Raw genomic sequence first — 17499 nt, forward strand, 5'->3', positions numbered from 1 at the left:
AATATCCTTATTAATTTAGCCTTCTGTTAATTAAGAATGTAAGCAAGTCGACGTGATAGTGCGAGTGTTGTTAACGATGGATTAGCCGCACCTGGTCGTGGGAATGTACTTGGGCCAACAGCATATAGATTTTTGATATGATCAAATTCATGATTTTCATTCAATATTTCTCCCAGTGGCAGAGTACTACTTTCATGGTTTTCCGTTCCAAGTGGGCTTATCCATGTGACGGGTTTGTTGGCATGGACTACCCTCGATGGGGAATGAAATTCATGATAGACATCCCCCATGGTTCTGGCATGGACAGTAAAACCGCCTTCAAAAACTAATGGGGAAAAGGGGATTGATATATTTTCACAAATTCCATGCCAGAATATATTTAGTTCATCCCGCTGTTTTTGTATCAATACATTATCATCATTATTTAAACCACTATAAATTGATAAAGGCATGTTCTCATCATTTCTATTTATGAAAATATATCCGTGATCGGAGGGGATCTGTTCGCCCATTGTCCATACTTCTAATTCAATGCCAAAATCTGATTGGGTGATAGTGAAAAATAAATTAAATCTTTCTCCTGCGGAACTATGGCAAAAGAATATAGTGTCAGATTTATATTCAATTAACTCTCTCAGCATATCGGATAGTTTATAATACTCAAATGTCACATTAAACCCCTGAACAATGTGATCGACGAGTCCAGTTATTTTTTCCTCAATTAAATGTCCCGAATCATAAAGTACTTGAGCTGCCAAACGTGTATTCTCAATGGTACCTAAGGCGAGAACACATTTATCAGCGAAGATGGTATGTACCTCATTAGAGCCAATATATCTCAACTTAGCGCCAATACAGTGACCATTTTTAACGATGAGTGACATAACTTCATACCCAGGAATTATTTTCGGGTTAGATCTTAATTGGTTATCTTCTTTCCAATAGGAAAGTGGTGAATAAGATTCCCAGCCACCTGATGAATTAATATTACGAATAACCTGAGGTGTTATTTTAAACTCAAAACCAGAAAGCTGAAGAGAGTAATCTATATCGTGATTCTTATCTGCCCATGCGAGCATTTCAGACTGCACCTGTGTGTAAAGTGATGGTCCACCTAACCAACTTTCAGTAAGGTCATGGGCAATATTTGAAGGCCAGAATTTAAGTGTCTCAGCCTCTATTGGTAAAATAACACCATGCCAATAAAGGGATCTACCGCCGACTCTACGACGTAGACAAGTTCCTTTAGCAAAATGAGGTTCATTTAAAGAATGCCATGAACGGTAGGAGTATTTATCAGATCCTTCATTTTTCCAATATTCATTGGCTCGTTCATATTCACCTCCTGCATTTATATGGTTGTAATCATCTGCTGGACCAGCTTCTATAACGACGATGTCTTTTATTCCTCTACAATTTAAATGCTTAGCTAACTCTAAACCCGACATTCCAGCGCCGAGTATTAAAATTTTTATTTTGGGTGGTATTTCATTTTTATTTTTGCGTATGTTTATATCTATAATATTCATTATATATTCCTTTGAAGTGAGTTTTTTTTGAAAGTAATAATCTATATTTATAATAATTTATGCATAAATTTACTCCACGGTTCTCTAGGGAATTTTGATTGAACAAATTTTTTATTATTAGCTAATAGCGTTTTAATCTCGTCAGCCCCGGCAGAATGTAACTGCATCCATTCAAATAACTGTTGTGCAGCATCCCTGGGGTGTTCTGGGATTACTTTAATGTGATGGTACTCAGTGCCATAAAACTCAGTGAAGGCCGTATACTGTGTTACTGCGCAGGGAATACCTGCAATAGCAGCAAGTGCTGGACCTAAACCGACACTTTCCACGTTCTCTACATTAGGTGTAAATAAAACTGCGCCGGATAACGTATGGCAAATGATAAGTAAGTCAATTTCATCTAAATGCCATTTGTTGTCTTTATCTTTATATGTTTTTATCGGTACTTCATCTAAAAATATAATACTATTGTCTAGGTTGTATTTTTTTACCTGCTCTTTTAAATCATGAGCATACTCAGGATCTTCATTCATGTTCCCGAATATCAACAGTTTCGGCGTGGGTAGTTTTTTTTCTTTATAAATATCAAGTAGCTTATTAAAAACACTTATTGATATTTCGATACCCTTGACTCTAAATACTCTAACGGGAACTATAACAATAGATGAACCTATAGCTATATTATATTGGTTTAAAAAATCAATGTGAATATTGCTAAAAGCAGACACATCGATTGACGGTAATATATTAGGAATGACATCAGGTACCAATTCTGTTGGATAGTCTCTACTTTCCTTCGCCAAGGCTTCAGACGCAACTATCCATTTAGTATAGGTATTATCTTGTGGTATGGGTGTCAATATATTGGGTTTTTCAGGATATAGTCTTTCTTCATGTTCATAAATGGCATAACTACCAAATAGGTCATGATCCCAAAAAATAATACCGCCGTTATCTTTTTTAGCCCAATACCTTCTCGCTGCGTTGTGCAGTGCCAGGCTAACAGGAACGGCATCCGAAAGGGTAATATTTAAGCAAAACACCCAATCGACCTTATTATCTTCAAACCAACTTAGGAAATAATCCTCATAAATTTTAGCAATAGAATTAATATCTTGATTGATCTGTTTAATTTCTTCTCCTGTTAATGATTTATATCTTGCTACCCTCTTTCTGATATGAGTAAAACAGTGCCCATGATCGCTATCATAAGAGTATTTTTGATGGATAGAACTTATTCTCATCCATGTTGGATATTGTGATTCTGTACTACCATGAGGGAAAAATTTTTTTTTGTCCGGCCGCCAAGAAAATCCTAAATCGGCGGGTATTTCATTTGTAATATCATTGTTTTTTATAGCTATTTCTGCAACATTTCTAAAAATAGTGAGTAGACCACTCGTTGGGAGTCCATCCCCTGATATGATAGCCCACTTTGTTTTTTTCATTATCTATCTCCTGAGGTTAACTGTTTAATTAGTGTATTTGATAGTGTATTAATTAATAAGAATGCCAGTACGCAACTAACCAATATCATAATCAATGCAGTTCTTAATGATGTCATGTCGGCTAACATCCCTATTAACGGTGGAAATATAAGTAGGCCAACTCTTGATATCCAAGTTGCGAATGCGATTCCACTCGTCGAGTTTATATTGGGTATTTGGCCAATAAATGAAATTGTTAATGGGAATACCACTGACATCCCTAATCCGATTAGTGAAAAACCTAATATTGAAATAATTGGTGAATGAATGGTTATCACAATTAAGATTCCCAATGCTGCCATTAGAATTCCGTATCTTAATACTGGGATATTACCCAATTTATTGGTCAGGTAATCACCAAATCCTCGCCCTATAACCATTGATACCTGACATGCTAAATAAGGTAAACCTGAAATTACAGATGGAGCTTGATAGTAATCATTCATATAGATAGCACCCCAAACACTTGCTGTTTCCTCTATGCCGCAAGTGAATGTTAGCAAGATTAACGCAATGATATACAGTTGAGTACCTGTGGCGCCCATACTTTTTTTAATATTTTCACGAAGGGAAAGTTCATCAAATGAATCCCCCTTTCGGAAAAATATCATATAATTAATTAATATTATTAGATTCATAAGCAATACGGAAAAACTAAATTGTCCCATAGAAAGTCCGAATCCAATTGCTGATATGGCGATGCCCCCCCCCATTATTGTGCCGATACTTTCTGCACCATGAAATCTATTAATCAAGCTTCGGCCATATAATCTTTGTATGTTAAGTGCCTGCACATTCATACAGGTATCTGCCCAAGCATCGAAAACCCCAAACAGGAAGAGCAGCAGTGTTATTTCATACCATGATGATGCAAATGGTATTATTGATATGATAATTATAAAAAATAAAAATGTTATAATTGTCGCCCAATATAATCCAATGGTGTTAATAAAATTCTTGGACAATAACCCCATAATAATTGCTCCTGCTGGGATTGCAGATATCATTATTCCAACCATATAATGACTTAGATGAAACTTTTCTTTTATGTCTGGAATCCAGGGTACGATACTCGCGTAGGCTATTCCGTGGATGAAAAACAGTAATGATAGTGTAATATTTTGTTTTGTTTTTATTTGATTAATTTTCATTAAATTAATTTCACATGAGTTTATTGTTGCTGCATATAGTTTAAATCGAATCCTAATATATTTCTGTAACCTGTTTTTATTAATGGGTCTTTTAATTTTATAGGGGTCACTTTGTGCCAAATGGTTGAATTTCTATCGATATGAAACAAACCTTCACCACAGTTCAATGTTTGTGATTTAATAAACTCTTCTCTCTCTGTACAGTAGAGTTTACTCGTTCCTCCGTCAATGTTGTATTTATCAATAATTAATGCTGATACAATATAGTCACATCCATCCTGATGTAAGCCTTCTGGTGAATTGCAGACCGAATTCATTGTATTATCAATAATTAAAGACATCTGATGACAGGTAACTTCAACTGTTTCTATTTTTTGCCCATGCTCACATTCGCACAGCATTTCGACGAAACTCCTTATGAGCTTTTTTAATATAAGTGAATGACTTATTGCCGGGTCCATTGGCGGGAATTGACGTTTTAATTGCCTTAAATCTGAGGGATAGTCAGCATGTTGAGTAAAGTTAGTTAATTCTGGGCAGGCAATATTACTGACTTCCCATTGATTATTAATGTGTTTAACAATAAATCGGCTAATGCTTCTTTTTCTAAAGGGTTTATAGGAGTAAAAAAAATGTCTATCTATATCAGATAAACGCAATATGAGTTTTTGAATGTTTGGTGGTGGACATCTATCATCCAGATAACGTTGAGCCTCCTGAAAGATGATGATTTTATCGTTATAAAATTTTCTGGCCAAGAATTTTAATTGAGATAGTTTTATATCATTAGTATCCCACGCTAATGATTTAAATGACAAGGTATTTTTAACGTGATTTATATCCATCCCAAGCTCATTGATATTAAACTGAATGATTTTATATTTAATCCCCATAATGAAAATATCCTAGTAAGTTAATTTGTTATTGATAAATTACATTGATGAAAATAAGCCATATAAACGCACATGTATTAGTGGGCCTGTTTTTATTGATGACTTGCTATTTTTTATTGTTTCTTTCTTTTTTATATATCAAAGATCCATTTTCGGCAAGTTTTTATCAATATCTATCATTGTATCTATATTTAGCTAATAATATGTTTTTGATTAAATATTGTTTTTATTGGTGGTTGCTTTATATAAATTAGTAACACGAGTGAATAAAATGCAGTTGTTACTGATAGGCTTGCCAGATGAGTTGAAAATTATCCATACTTTCAATATAGGGTGGTTTTTTATGATTTAACTATAAATGTCAAAAATGTGATCTACGTAAATAGAACATCGTTCCATTTTTAGTATTATGCCGTTTTACCATAGTGTAACTGGCTTTTCTTAATCGATAATAACCTAAAACCATTTTAATCTGGCGAGCATTAATAACTAAGGATCATGTAATGCCAATTAATTTTCTGGGTAAAACGCTATTGTTAGGATTGATGTCAATTGCTGTATTGGGGAAAGTCAGTGCTGCCCAGTATAATGCTGTGGTTTCTACTGCGCCTCAGGATAATGAGTTTCCCTCGATTAATACTGCGTTAAAATCAGCACCAGCGGATAATTCGCTGTTTGTGATTTTCCTGAAAAATGGCATTTATAACGAAAGGCTAGAGGTCAATCGTAATAACGTTACTTTGAAAGGGGAAGACCGTGATGGTACGGTGATCAGTGCCAATACGGCAGCGGGTATGCTTAACCCGCAAGGAGAGAAATGGGGAACATCTGGTAGTAGTACGGTACTGGTTAATGCGGCAAATTTTACGGCTGAAGAACTTACTATTCGTAATGATTTTGATTTCCCAGCCAATAAAAAGAAAGCTGACAGCGATCCGACGAAGTTAAAAGACACTCAAGCTGTGGCATTATTATTAGCTGAAAACAGTGATAAGGCGCGCTTTAAGCAAGTAAAACTCGAAGGTTATCAGGATACGCTGTACAGCAAAACGGGCAGTCGTAGCTATTTTACTGATTGCGAAATCAGTGGTCATGTCGATTTTATTTTTGGCTCAGGTATTACGGTATTTGACCGATGTAATATTATTGCCCGCGATCGTCGTGATATTGAGCCACCCTATGGCTATATTACTGCCCCCAGTACATTAAACACATCACCTTATGGTTTGATTTTTCTCAATAGTCGTTTGACCAAAGAACCCGGTGTTCCAGCCAAAAGTTTCGCTTTAGGGCGTCCGTGGCATCCGACCACTGCCTTTGATGATGGCCGTTATGCTGATCCTGCGGCCATTGGCCAGACGGTATTTATAAATACGACGATGGATGACCACATTTACGGTTGGGATAAAATGTCTGGTAAAGATAAGCAAGGCGAGAAAATCTGGTTCTATCCACAAGATTCACGTTTCTTTGAAGCAAACAGTCAAGGGCCGGGCGCAGAGATTAATGCACAGCGGCGTCAACTCTCTGCTGAGCAGCTAAAAGCATTTACTTTGCCGATGATTTTCCCTGACTGGGCGGTGCATTGAGATTATGACTCGCCACCCTTAAATTGGCTGATATCCAGCCGATGAAGTTTTACTTTTCGCCATAAGGTTGTGCGGCCTATCCCTAATAAGGTCGCCATTTCATTTAGCTGACCTTGGCACACCAGTGCCGCACGAATAATGGCCTGTCTTTCTAATTCTTGTAGTGATAAGACAGGCTGAGGTTGCGGCATCTCCGGTTCTAATAACAGCCTTTCCCCCAGTAGATGCTCTGGCAAATCATTGAGGTTAATGCGGTTATTGCGGCAAGCCATGGCGGCCCGCTCCACCACACTTTTCAGTTCCTGATCATTCCCGGGCCATGGGTATTGGCATAACTGACGGATAACACTCTCATCTGGCTGGTATTGGCAGTGGAAATGTTGCCCAATGCTTGCCAATGCATGCTGTACCAGTGGGGGGATATCCTGTTGACGCTGACGCAGTGGTGGAATATGTAATTCGAAAGATTGTAGGGTATAAAATAGCTGGCGGCGAAAACGCCCTTGTTTAACCAATAAGGGCAAATCTGCCCCGGTGGCGGTAATAATCCGGACATCGACTGGGATCACCCGATTAGAGTTGACCCGCATTACCATGCCAGTTTTGACGATTTGCAGCAGAGCTGACTGCATTTCCGGCGACAGATATTCAACTTGTTCCAGATATAAGGTGCCACCGTTAGCCAGTTCAAATTTGCTGGGTTGGCCGGATTCCCCTTCACTGGCATCACTACCAAGAAATTCTCGCGCCATGAAATTTTGTGGCAATGCCTGACAATTTAAGACGATATAAGGGCCATCGGCGCGATTGCTGGCATTATGGATTGCTTGCCCCAACTGCTGTTTACCGACCCCTTCTTCCCCGTGCAGTAAAATCGGATGCCGACCTTTGGCAGCCTGCTTGCCATAACGCACCAGGCGGCGCATTTCTAGTGAAGCAACCGGCATATCATCAAAAGTACAATTAGCCCCCCCTAATTGGTTGTGCACCATTTGCCGCAGTAATTCTTGTGGATGGAGTAATGCAATAAAGCCGCAGCGGTTACCATCTGGGATGGGTTTGAGGGTTAAGAGAGCCGGAATAAATTGCTGCTGATTCTCAAAGGTCACCTCGACGTGGCTGAGGGGATTACGGTGTAAAATGGCGTGGGTCAGTAAGGAGGGTAAGGTCAGCAAATCTGTGACCGGCTTGCCGAGGCTACTGGTTTCATCTAGTTGTAAAATAGCCGCAGCACGACGATTGAGATACAGCAGGCAACCGCGTTGGTCCCATGCCATGACACCATCGTCCACACCATCGAGTAGGGCATTGAGTTCATTCAGATGACGGTTAGTTTCTGCTAATAAGCTATCTGCGTGGAGATAATTGCCAATTTCGCGGGCGATAGCCAATGTCAGAGGCAAATCACTTGCCGCATGTTCGGTGAGCAGGCTACCTAAAACAATGACCGCCCGTTGGCGGCCACTGTTGTCATACACCGGAGTAGCGCAAAAGCGCCACGGATGCAGCGCCTGTTTAAAATGCTGCTGGCCACTGACTTGTATCGGGTTGCCTTCAGCAATTGCCAGCGCCGGGGCATTGGTACCCATTAGCCCTTCTGCCCAATAACTGCCGCAATCAATCCCTAATGCCTGTAGCTGACTTATCGTTTGTGGATGCCCGCATTTCCATAGAGTACAGCCACTTTCATCCAGAATCAGCAGCACACAAGGGCGTGATTCCATATATTCGTAAGCATCTTCCAATGCCGCCTGACCTAATACCAGCAAGTCATTTTTGCGCTGACAAATTGACTGGAACGTCGCACCCACGGCCCGGTGAGGTACTCGCCATTGGTGGGCTTGCATCAATTTTTGGCAGCGCCGCCAGGAGTCGGCTAATGCAGGGGTGGTCACCGGTTCAGTGTTGCTCATTAAGCGCCTTAGAACCCGGATGGCGCCAATGGATCTGCCCTGGCAGAATCAGTTGATTTTGCGCCAGTGCCGATTCAGCAATCAAGCTGGTGATCATCTCAAAGCTGTGGCGTGCCAGCCCTTGGCAATCTTGTGCGATGGTATCTATTTTCAACGGCAGGCAATCAAACAGATAGTGATCGTCAAAACTGCATAAATGAATCTCACTGTCCATTAATTGATGCTGATTGAGATAGCGCAGTACACCTTCCAACAGCCCGCAGGCGGCAGTAAACACCGCTTTAGGTGGGCGGCCTAATTGTGCACAGAGTTGGGCAATCATTTCATAACCGGAACTGGGCAGGTAATGGCCATTTAGTATCCATTCTGGGCGGCAGGTCACCCCTGCCTGTTGTAGCCCCTGCTGAAAGCCAGCCAGCCGATCGCGAGTAGGGGAAATGCGTGGCTGACCACCAAGAAAATAAAACTCATCAGGATGTTGGCGGGCAACGTTTTCAACCAGTATGGCGGTGGAGGCTACCGAGTCAGTGATAACCAGCGGCAACTCTGATTCACCAATTAATCGATCCATCTGCACCACTGGCAGGCGGGCATTGATCTTTTGATATTCGCTGTCATTGAGCTGGCTGGAGGCGACAATCAGGCCATCGACCTGACGTTGTACCAGGCTATTGACCGCCATCATTTCCTGACCGGGGTTTTCATCGGTACAAGCAATCAGTAGCTGTAATCCGGCTTCGCGACACAGCATCTCCAGCTCACGTGAAATCAGGGCAAAACCGTGATTGGTCATCTCCGGGACCACCAATCCTATGGTGTGGCTGCGGGTTGAGCGTAGAGAACGGGCATGGAAGCTCGGTTGATAGTTATGCTCGTTAGCCAAAGCAACAATACGATCCCGCGTTTCATCGGAAACACGATACTCCTTGCTGCGCCCATTGAGCACCAAACTGGTGGTCGATTTCGACACACCAGCCAGTTTGGCAATATCGTTAATGGTAATTCGTTTATGATTTTTCACAGGTTATTGTTTTTCACTGAGTGAATCTGTCGCCTTGAAAGATAGTTCATTCTAACATGGGCGAAGACAACAACCAGTGTTGCAGACACAGTTCAGCATTTCCGTTAAAGATTGCTATCGGGTCTTCAGTCGGGAAGTAGCATGTAGTCATTACCGCCTCTCCCTGATTGATAAATATCTCTATGCTGCAACTATCGCAGAGCAGTTGTAACAGCTGCAATTGACCGCGCCAATAACGGAACTCTTGCAGCCCGGTACGCAGATTGCGGCGGCTTAGTGTGATACGTTCACCATCCCATATCAGCATCATTTCATCGCCTAATTCGAGGATAAATGGCGCACTAACCTCGACTATCATTTCAGCACTGCGGATGGAGAGTGCCGGTGCCTGTTGAGCACGACCTTGCCACTGACGATGTTCACGGCGCAATGCCTGCAATTCACGCGCGGGTCGTTGAATGACTTTGCCGTCAACCAGACTCAGCTCTCGTGGGCAGGTCATGGTATGGATCCAACCATGGGCTACGGTGGGTTGATACAACTCATCTTCATCCGGGATGCCCATCCAGGCGAATAACAGGCGGCGGCCATCTGCGGCCAGCGTGGTTTGTGGCGCGTAGAATTCGAAGCCGAGATCCAGTTCATGGAAATCCTGATGGTTGAATGCTGCCTTGGTATAATCCAATTGGCCCAGTAAATAGCCAGCCTGGAAGGTATTACGATAACGCTCTGCTTCAGCGGCGATGCCCTGCGGGCAGAAAATCAGCACCTCCTGATCCGCTAACCTGAATATGTCAGGGCATTCCCACATATAGCCAAACGGGCCTAATCCGCCCAGACCAGAACCGGCAATTTCACCCAGATTATGCCATTTACGTAAATCATCGGAGCGTAATAGCAGCACTTTCCCTTGCAGTTGCTTATCTTGCGCGCCTAAAACCATGTACCACTGACCGTCGTGCTGCCAGACTTTCGGGTCGCGAACATGGCCGGTATAGCCCGCAGGTAATGGGAGCACTGGTCCTAATTTGTCGTATTCCCCTCGCTCATTCTCCTGTGCCAGACATTGGAATGCGGTGCGCGAGCCATCAGGATATTTCACATTACCGGTGTAAATCAGCGTGATTCGGTCATCAGCAATAACGGCAGAACCTGAGTAGCAGCCGTGACTTTCATATTCTTCACTGGGTACCAATGCGACAGGCTGATGCTCCCAATGAACCAGATCGGCACTACGCCAATGGCCCCAGTATTTACTGCCGTGGCGGCAATCTAACGGGTTCCATTGATAGAACAAATGATAATAGCCAGCATGATAAATAAACCCGTTGGGATCATTCAGCAGCCCGACACTGGGGGCCAGGTGCCAGCCCGGCCGATGAGGGTCACGCGATGCGCGGATTTGACCACGCATCACTGCCAGCGTAAGTTGTTTTAGCAAACTGACTTCTTGCATTATTCGCTGTCCGTTTTGTACTTAAGCAGTAGAGAGATAATAAATGCAGCGCCAAATGCAATAACCAATCCAATCAGATAATTAACAATTGAATTGCCTTGTACGATAGCGATGCCCGGGATACCGGTTAAGCCCACCGCAGTCATATTGACATGATTCGCGACTACCCAAGCGCCTCCTAATGCACCACCTGCCAGTGCAGCAAGGAAGGGTTTGATAAAGCGCAGATTAATCCCGAAAATTGCCGCTTCGGTAATACCCAGCATGGCAGAAAATGCCGATGGGATGGCGATGGCTTTAATTTTAGCATCGCGGGTTTTAAAGTAGACTGCCAGGCAGGCTCCGCCTTGCGCCACGTTTGCCATTGACCAGATAGGTAACAAGAAATTGACCCCGATATTCGGATTACCCAATAGCCCGGCCTCGATGGCGTGGAAGCTATGATGGATGCCGGTTATCACTATCACGGAATAAAGCCCGCCGAACAGTAACCCGGCCAGCCAGCCAGCATGGGTTATCAGTGTGCTAAGTACCAGCGAGATCCCATCACCCAATACTCGCCCGGCAGGGCCGATAAATAACAGCGCGACAAAACCGGTAATGATCACCGTTAAAAAGGGGGTTAGGATCAGGTCCAGCGCATCAGGTATCACTTTGCGCAGGCGTTTTTCCAACATACTCATAAACCACACTGCCAGTAGCACCGGGAATACTGTGCCCTGATAGCCAATCATCGCTACCTCCATACCGAAGAAATTCATGGTATGGAAACCGCCTGCAACCCCCCAGGCATTGGTTAGCGCTGGGTGCGTCAAAATGCCGCCCAGTGTTGCCCCCAGATACGGGTTACCGCCAAACTCTTTGGCCGCGGTGAAACCAATCAAGATAGGCAGAATGATAAAGGCAGCGGAGCTGAACATATCCAGCATGATAAACAGCGCGCTGTCAGCATCGGCCCAGCCATAGGTTTTTACCATGCCGAGCAAGCCCATTAACAGGCCGGACGCCACGATTGCCGGAATGATCGGGACAAAAATATTGGATAGCAGGCGGGCAATGCGCTGGAACGGATTGAGTTTACGCGCCGCCACAGCGGCAGCTTCAGATTTACTGGCTTCGTTTACACCCGCTACCTTGATAAATTCGGCATAAACTTTATTGACCAACCCGGTACCGAAAATCACCTGTAACTGCCCGGCATTGCTGAAGCAGCCCTTAACGCCATCGAGTTTTTCTACCGCTGATTTTTGCACTAAAGAATCATCTGCCAGAACCAAGCGCAGGCGAGTGGCGCAGTGTGCAGCACTGACGATATTCTCTTTACCACCAAGCAATGGGAGCAGAGCCGTTACGGTCTCATTGATATTCATGATATCCCTCGCAAATTTATTTTGATTCCTGCATGCCGAGGATCGTCACGGCAGCAGGCGGTATTCGTCGTGATTACCGCGGTGCGTAATAGTTAGAACCAGGTTTCCATTTGGATACCAAAGTTCCATTGCCCACCGGCGGCAAAACCATCTTTACCGAAGGAATCATCCTTGGCGTAGTTATCCAGATCTTGGCTCCAATCCATATAGGTGGCGAACACCCGTATTTCTGGTCGGCTGAAGAAATTACTGATATCACCAGCTTTAAAGGTTGGGGCGAAGGTCAATTTATAGAAACCGCCACTGACTTTGTGATAATCCTTATAGCCCTGCGGATCCAGATTCATGTACTGATAACTACCTTCATAAGCTAATGCAAAGTTCTCGGTGATTTCCTGAATCAGGCGGGTGTTGAATGTTATCCACTTATAGCTATCGCCCGAGACATAACGATCCTTACTTTGTTGCGCCAATATTGCTGGGGCTAGACTCCAGTTTTTACTTAATGCGGTGGTGCCGTAAGTCGCCAAACGCCAGGTATCTGCGCTGCTGGTTAAGTTGCCATCGGACCCGATAGATTTTACTTCAGCCCCTAAACCATGGCCGTACAGCAGCGCGGTTTTTGACGTACCATCACGTAGCCCATAGAAGCTGTCACCGTGATAGGCCAACATGCTGTGAATACCTTTATCTGTGGCATTAGTATTAACGGCTTCACCGCTATTTTGGCGCGCCTCATTATCTTTGGCGCGCAACCCGCTCACCATCCACTGGAAGGGGCCGCTATAGTTATTGGCAGTGAAAATATAGCTTTGGATATCGCTATTAACATTCTCGATCTCACCATAATTACGGCCATATAACGAGAAGTTACTCTTCAGGTTATCGGTCCATTTGATGTCATAAATACCGCCACCGGTACCGGCAAGGAATACCACGTCGGAATCCAGCCAGTGAATATCGAAGTTATCGCGATCGAAACGTTTACCGGCCCACAATGTACTGTCTTTAAAAATACCGTTAAAGGTTGGCAGGGTGCCAAGTTCGACAAATGCCTGGCGCACATTGAGGTCACTGCTGTCGGCTGTCCAGTCGTTATAGCTGCGCTGACCATCAGCCAGCATCACTTTATAGCGGGTGGTGGCACCGTTATCCAGCTTCTGCTTTTTCTCCAAATTGACTTCAACATAAGTTTCTGTCTCATTACCCAAGCGGCCAACTGCCCCTCCGGTACTGCCGGCTGGCGTAACATACGGGCCACCTTGGGTGCCGGTGCCAGAGTCGTTCATTAGCAGGCCGGAACGGGCATAACCATGAAACTCAAAACCGTTGCCATCCTGTGTTTTGCTTTCCAGTTTATCTGTGCGCTTAGCCACCTGAACGGTCTTTTCTTCTGCCTGACGCGTTCGAGTTTCCAGCTTTTGTGCCTGTTTTTCGGCAATTTCGGCGCGTGTTTCTGCATTTTTTGCCCGCTGTTCCGCTTGTTGTAATCGTTGCTCCAACGCATTGAGGCGGGCTTCAATATCCATGTTTGAGGAAGACGAGGGTGAGGCTGCAGAGGTGGTTGTCGCTGCACAAGAAAGGATAAGTCCTATTGATACAGCAAGATAGCTTGGTTTTATCATCATTTTATATCACTCGGTATGTGATTGATTGTATTTATGCTAAACAGCTAAACCGGTTTTTCATGGCTAACATAAGGGGGATCCTTTGGGATTAGCAAAACATTTTGCTAACCCGATTCAGCTATTGTGATCCAGACTGCAAAGTGCATGACTTTTTGAGACGAATAAGGCGATGAGCAGGAAGAGGGCGCGCGCGATAATGCATGTAGCAGGCGCTAACATGCTGGGTGTTTAGCAAAAAGAGTGACAGGTAGGAAGAGGGACGGATGCCTGCCTGTCAAAGGCGACATCCTAAATGGTTTATGCGGAAGAGGATTTATGCAGTTAGTGGTCGGGTTGGAGAAAATGCCGCAACTGTTGAGCATTAGGTAACGCAGTCATTGCTCCTTTAGCGCTGGTGGCTAAAGCACCACAGGCTTGCGCCTGATCGATGGCGGCGGTGAGATCTGCACCTAAATGCCAATTTGGTAGCCGTGCCAATGCTGTCAGCAACCCAGCGACAAAGGCATCACCCGCGCCAGTCGTGTCTATTGGGGTGATTTTCCTACTCGGGTATTTTTGCAGACGATGGCGGTTATGCACCCAAACGCCATTGGCACCCAGTGTTACCAGTAGCAATTTGCAGCAATAGTCGGCCATCAACTGTTCCATTGCGCCAGCAATATCCTGATCTGGGCAGATAAAGTTCAGTTCTTCCAACGACAGTTTCACTACATCGGCCAATAACAGCGCCTGTTGCAGACAGGGGAGCAACGCTTGTGGTTCGCGCCAGATATCGGCACGGATATTGGGATCAAAGCTGACCCAACCACCGTCGGCTTTCATACGGCGCATCGCCTCAAAGGCGGCACTACGGCTCGGCTCTTGGCTTAAGGCAATAGAGCACAAATGCAGCCACTGATTGTTTTTAAATTCAGGTAAATCATCTGGTTGTAAGAATAGATCGGCACTCGGTGTCACCATAAATGTAAAAGTGCGTTCGCCATGCTCATCTAAATCCACCACAACTGTAGAGGTATGGTGCAGCGGATCCTGTGTCATCGCGTGGGTATCGACGTTTTCCTGTTGTAATATCTGCTGCATAAAACGACCAAAACTGTCTTGCCCAACCCGGCCAATAAAGGCACTTTTACCGCCCAATCGGGCGATGCCGACCGCCACATTGGCAGGTGCACCACCTGGACACTTAAGGTAATTATTTGAATTTTCAGGAACTAAATCAATTACAGCATCACCTAAAACCCAAATGGTATTTTCCATGATAAACCCCTGTTTTCTTCAATCCTATTTGCTGCTAAAAGTAGAAGAATCGGTTTAGCAAAGCAACAAAATAATCCGTTATAGTAAAAAACAGTGATAAGCTCCAGACCCTGATTCGCAATACTCTTCCTGCATGGTTTTTCTTTCTATAAATGATAATCATTATTGTACATGTATTGTGATATACGAATATGGGCCAGATTACCCTGAGACATTGAGCAACATTGCCTGGATGATGGATGGGTATTTGAACTGGGGGTAATAGCGCAATTTACAGTTTTAAACGCTAATTATGTTCAACTGTGCGGAAGGATGATTCGCTTAAATAGATGTTATCTGCCAGCAGATGAGCTAGTGATTTATTTTTTTTAGATGCAATGACAAGGTTTAATAACATAATGAAAGTGAAATATAATATCGCAGTATTAAACTCAACCATTATCGATGAAAATAATAATTGAGTTTGTACCGCGTCATTTAATCAAGGTGACGATTCAACGTTTGATAATTTCTCTCCGGCAAAGGCAACTTTATTCCGGCCATCTTTTTTGGCCCGGTAAAGTGCTTCATCCGCGGCTTTAAGCGAGGAGGCCAGATCATAGGCTTGCAGAGGAGAAATACCTGCGCTCAATGTCACGGTTGTAGAAACTTTATGGTTAAAAACATGTGGAATATCAAGTCCTAAAACCCGTTGGCGCACGCGCTCAGCAAGCTGGCTTGCATACTCTTCACTCACATGAGTCAGTAACACTAAAAACTCTTCGCCGCCGTAGCGCACCACGATATCCCGTGAACGAACAGCATCACGGATAGCCGCCGCAACACGTACCAGTGCTTGATCCCCCATCGTGTGACCATAGTTATCGTTATAAGCTTTAAAATGGTCGATATCGAGCAACAATACGTAATGATTGCCGGGAGACTGAGCCAGTAGTGTTTCAAGTTTATTCTCCAGACCCCGGCGATTATACAAACTGGTTAAGGGGTCTATCATGCTTAAATCACTGAATTTTTCCCTTTCATTATAAAGGCGTGCGACAAGTTTTCGGGTAAAGTCATCGCTACGACGTAGCATCAAATGATGTAAGGAGAAACCAATCAGTGGCAGCATGATGGTGAATACAATACGGAAAATATTTTGAAAATCGTCGAGTAAAATAACGGTTAATGCTGCTGGTGCACTGTGTAGACAAAAAGCAAGGAAATTATCAGACAGGGCTATGGTGCTGATAAAGAAAATCGTAAACAGGCTGAGTAGTAAGTAGTTATTTTCATTATTACCCAAATATTCGTATTTAAGAATGATTTGCCAGGCCCAAAGCACGCCCATGATTATTGAAAATAAATTCAGTTTATTGGCATAATTCTTCGAAATAAAAATCAGATAAGTTGCTGCGCTCAGGCTGATAACCGTGATCAGTACTATCGGTAATGTCACTGCTGGCGTTTCAGGTGACGGTAATATCATACTAAAAATAGAAGACGACGCATTAAGAAATAAAAAAAGCAGTAAAGAGAGCCGATGCTTACTTTTCAGAAGCTGATCGTAGGAATGGCTATTCATATTCAATTCACTCTGCATAATGTCGTGCTGTCAGTAGACAAATAAACAATATCCTCATGAAGCCCTATTATTTAGGCATCACGATAAATAGTTTTTCTTAGTAATTATTTTTGTTTGAAGCGTTTTAGTATCGTTTTAGGAATTTTCTTAACCAAAATTACCATTTTTGTTTCAGCCTGTCATCATGATGTTTCTTAACTTGATGTTGTCGCTGTCTGTCCGCTGCTAACAACTTCATAGTGCAGACTACGATAGAGTGATATATGATATTGGTTATCATTATCAATTGTGGCCGTTGTTATGATTACAGCCAGATTAGCCGCTTATCGCTGGTGTGGGATCAGTGGGTTATTGAGCCGTGGTATGTCTAGTGGTTGGGGAATATTGCTGCCTTTTGCTTTACTACCGGTTTTGGGATGGGCTGATATCACCGTCGGTCAGTTACGTATCCTGATTGTGCTCGCCATGCTAGCCACGGTTAGCATGTTGTATCACGCGCGGTTACGGCATTTCTTATTGCTGCCATCATGTCTGGCGCTGTTGGGTGGACTGATGGCGGTGTTAATGCACAGTGGGATGCATTGAACCCAATAGCATTGGCTGAATTTTCTGTATTACAGGTATTTACGTGTATTTTAGGA

The 17499-nt window shown here is 43.5% G+C and carries 13 protein-coding genes; 2 read left to right on the forward strand and 11 right to left on the reverse strand.

Going from position 1 to position 17499, the window contains the following annotated elements:
- Nucleotides 1-26: 26 nt before the first annotated feature.
- Genes Q2T72_RS03200 through Q2T72_RS03215 form a run of 4 tightly spaced genes read right to left on the reverse strand, consistent with a single transcriptional unit; the run spans nucleotide 27 to nucleotide 5060 of the window.
- The gene (locus Q2T72_RS03200) at nucleotides 27-1529 is read right to left on the reverse strand and encodes a GMC family oxidoreductase (RefSeq protein ID WP_372568633.1); all 1503 of its coding nucleotides are present in this window, start codon (nucleotides 1527-1529) and stop codon (nucleotides 27-29) included.
- 47 nt (nucleotides 1530-1576) lie between these two features.
- Nucleotides 1577-2977 carry a hypothetical protein gene (locus tag Q2T72_RS03205; RefSeq protein WP_372568634.1) on the reverse strand — a complete coding sequence of 467 codons (1401 nt, stop codon included), beginning with the start codon at nucleotides 2975-2977 and terminating at the stop codon, nucleotides 1577-1579.
- A complete protein-coding gene (locus tag Q2T72_RS03210; RefSeq protein ID WP_372568635.1) occupies nucleotides 2977-4167 on the reverse strand; it encodes an MFS transporter in 1191 nt (396 codons plus the stop codon). The genes Q2T72_RS03205 and Q2T72_RS03210 overlap by 1 nt, the downstream gene beginning before the upstream one ends.
- A 20-nt stretch (nucleotides 4168-4187) precedes the next feature.
- Entirely contained in the window at nucleotides 4188-5060 is an 873-nt protein-coding gene (locus Q2T72_RS03215) for a 2OG-Fe dioxygenase family protein (protein ID WP_372568636.1), read from the reverse strand.
- Nucleotides 5061-5563: 503 nt separating this feature from the next.
- Here Q2T72_RS03215 and Q2T72_RS03220 point away from each other — a divergent pair.
- Nucleotides 5564-6649, forward strand: coding sequence for a pectinesterase family protein (locus tag Q2T72_RS03220; RefSeq protein ID WP_372568637.1), 1086 nt, complete (start codon nucleotides 5564-5566; stop codon nucleotides 6647-6649).
- Nucleotides 6650-6651: 2 nt separating this feature from the next.
- Here Q2T72_RS03220 and dhaR read toward each other — a convergent pair whose 3' ends face one another.
- From dhaR to Q2T72_RS03255, 7 genes are all read right to left on the reverse strand, one after another.
- A complete protein-coding gene (gene dhaR, locus Q2T72_RS03225) occupies nucleotides 6652-8562 on the reverse strand; it encodes a dihydroxyacetone kinase operon transcriptional regulator DhaR (protein ID WP_372568638.1) in 1911 nt (636 codons plus the stop codon).
- On the reverse strand, nucleotides 8549-9583 hold the full coding sequence (locus Q2T72_RS03230) for a LacI family DNA-binding transcriptional regulator (RefSeq protein ID WP_372568639.1): 1035 nt from the start codon (nucleotides 9581-9583) through the stop codon (nucleotides 8549-8551). The genes dhaR and Q2T72_RS03230 overlap by 14 nt, the downstream gene beginning before the upstream one ends.
- Nucleotides 9584-9629: 46 nt before the next feature.
- Complete coding sequence (locus tag Q2T72_RS03235; protein WP_372568640.1) at nucleotides 9630-11039, reverse strand: glycoside hydrolase family 32 protein; 1410 nt, start codon at nucleotides 11037-11039, stop codon at nucleotides 9630-9632.
- Nucleotides 11039-12409 carry a sucrose-specific PTS transporter subunit IIBC gene (locus tag Q2T72_RS03240; RefSeq protein WP_032907263.1) on the reverse strand — a complete coding sequence of 457 codons (1371 nt, stop codon included), beginning with the start codon at nucleotides 12407-12409 and terminating at the stop codon, nucleotides 11039-11041. The genes Q2T72_RS03235 and Q2T72_RS03240 overlap by 1 nt, the downstream gene beginning before the upstream one ends.
- 92 nt (nucleotides 12410-12501) lie before the next feature.
- Nucleotides 12502-14037 (reverse strand): carbohydrate porin, encoded by a 1536-nt coding sequence (locus tag Q2T72_RS03245; protein ID WP_083160713.1) that lies wholly within the window; start codon nucleotides 14035-14037, stop codon nucleotides 12502-12504.
- A 321-nt stretch (nucleotides 14038-14358) separates the two neighbouring features.
- The gene (locus Q2T72_RS03250) at nucleotides 14359-15294 is read right to left on the reverse strand and encodes an aminoimidazole riboside kinase (RefSeq protein WP_083160711.1); all 936 of its coding nucleotides are present in this window, start codon (nucleotides 15292-15294) and stop codon (nucleotides 14359-14361) included.
- A gap of 481 nt (nucleotides 15295-15775) precedes the next feature.
- Nucleotides 15776-16876 carry a GGDEF domain-containing protein gene (locus Q2T72_RS03255; protein ID WP_083160708.1) on the reverse strand — a complete coding sequence of 367 codons (1101 nt, stop codon included), beginning with the start codon at nucleotides 16874-16876 and terminating at the stop codon, nucleotides 15776-15778.
- Between the two features lie 282 nt (nucleotides 16877-17158).
- Between Q2T72_RS03255 and Q2T72_RS03260 the strand changes: the two genes are divergently transcribed.
- Entirely contained in the window at nucleotides 17159-17443 is a 285-nt protein-coding gene (locus tag Q2T72_RS03260) for a DUF1435 domain-containing protein (RefSeq protein ID WP_193784732.1), read from the forward strand.
- Nucleotides 17444-17499 lie beyond the last annotated feature (56 nt).

The organism is Yersinia sp. 2466 StPb PI (genome assembly GCF_041538325.1).
Taxonomy (GTDB): domain Bacteria; phylum Pseudomonadota; class Gammaproteobacteria; order Enterobacterales; family Enterobacteriaceae; genus Yersinia; species Yersinia enterocolitica_E.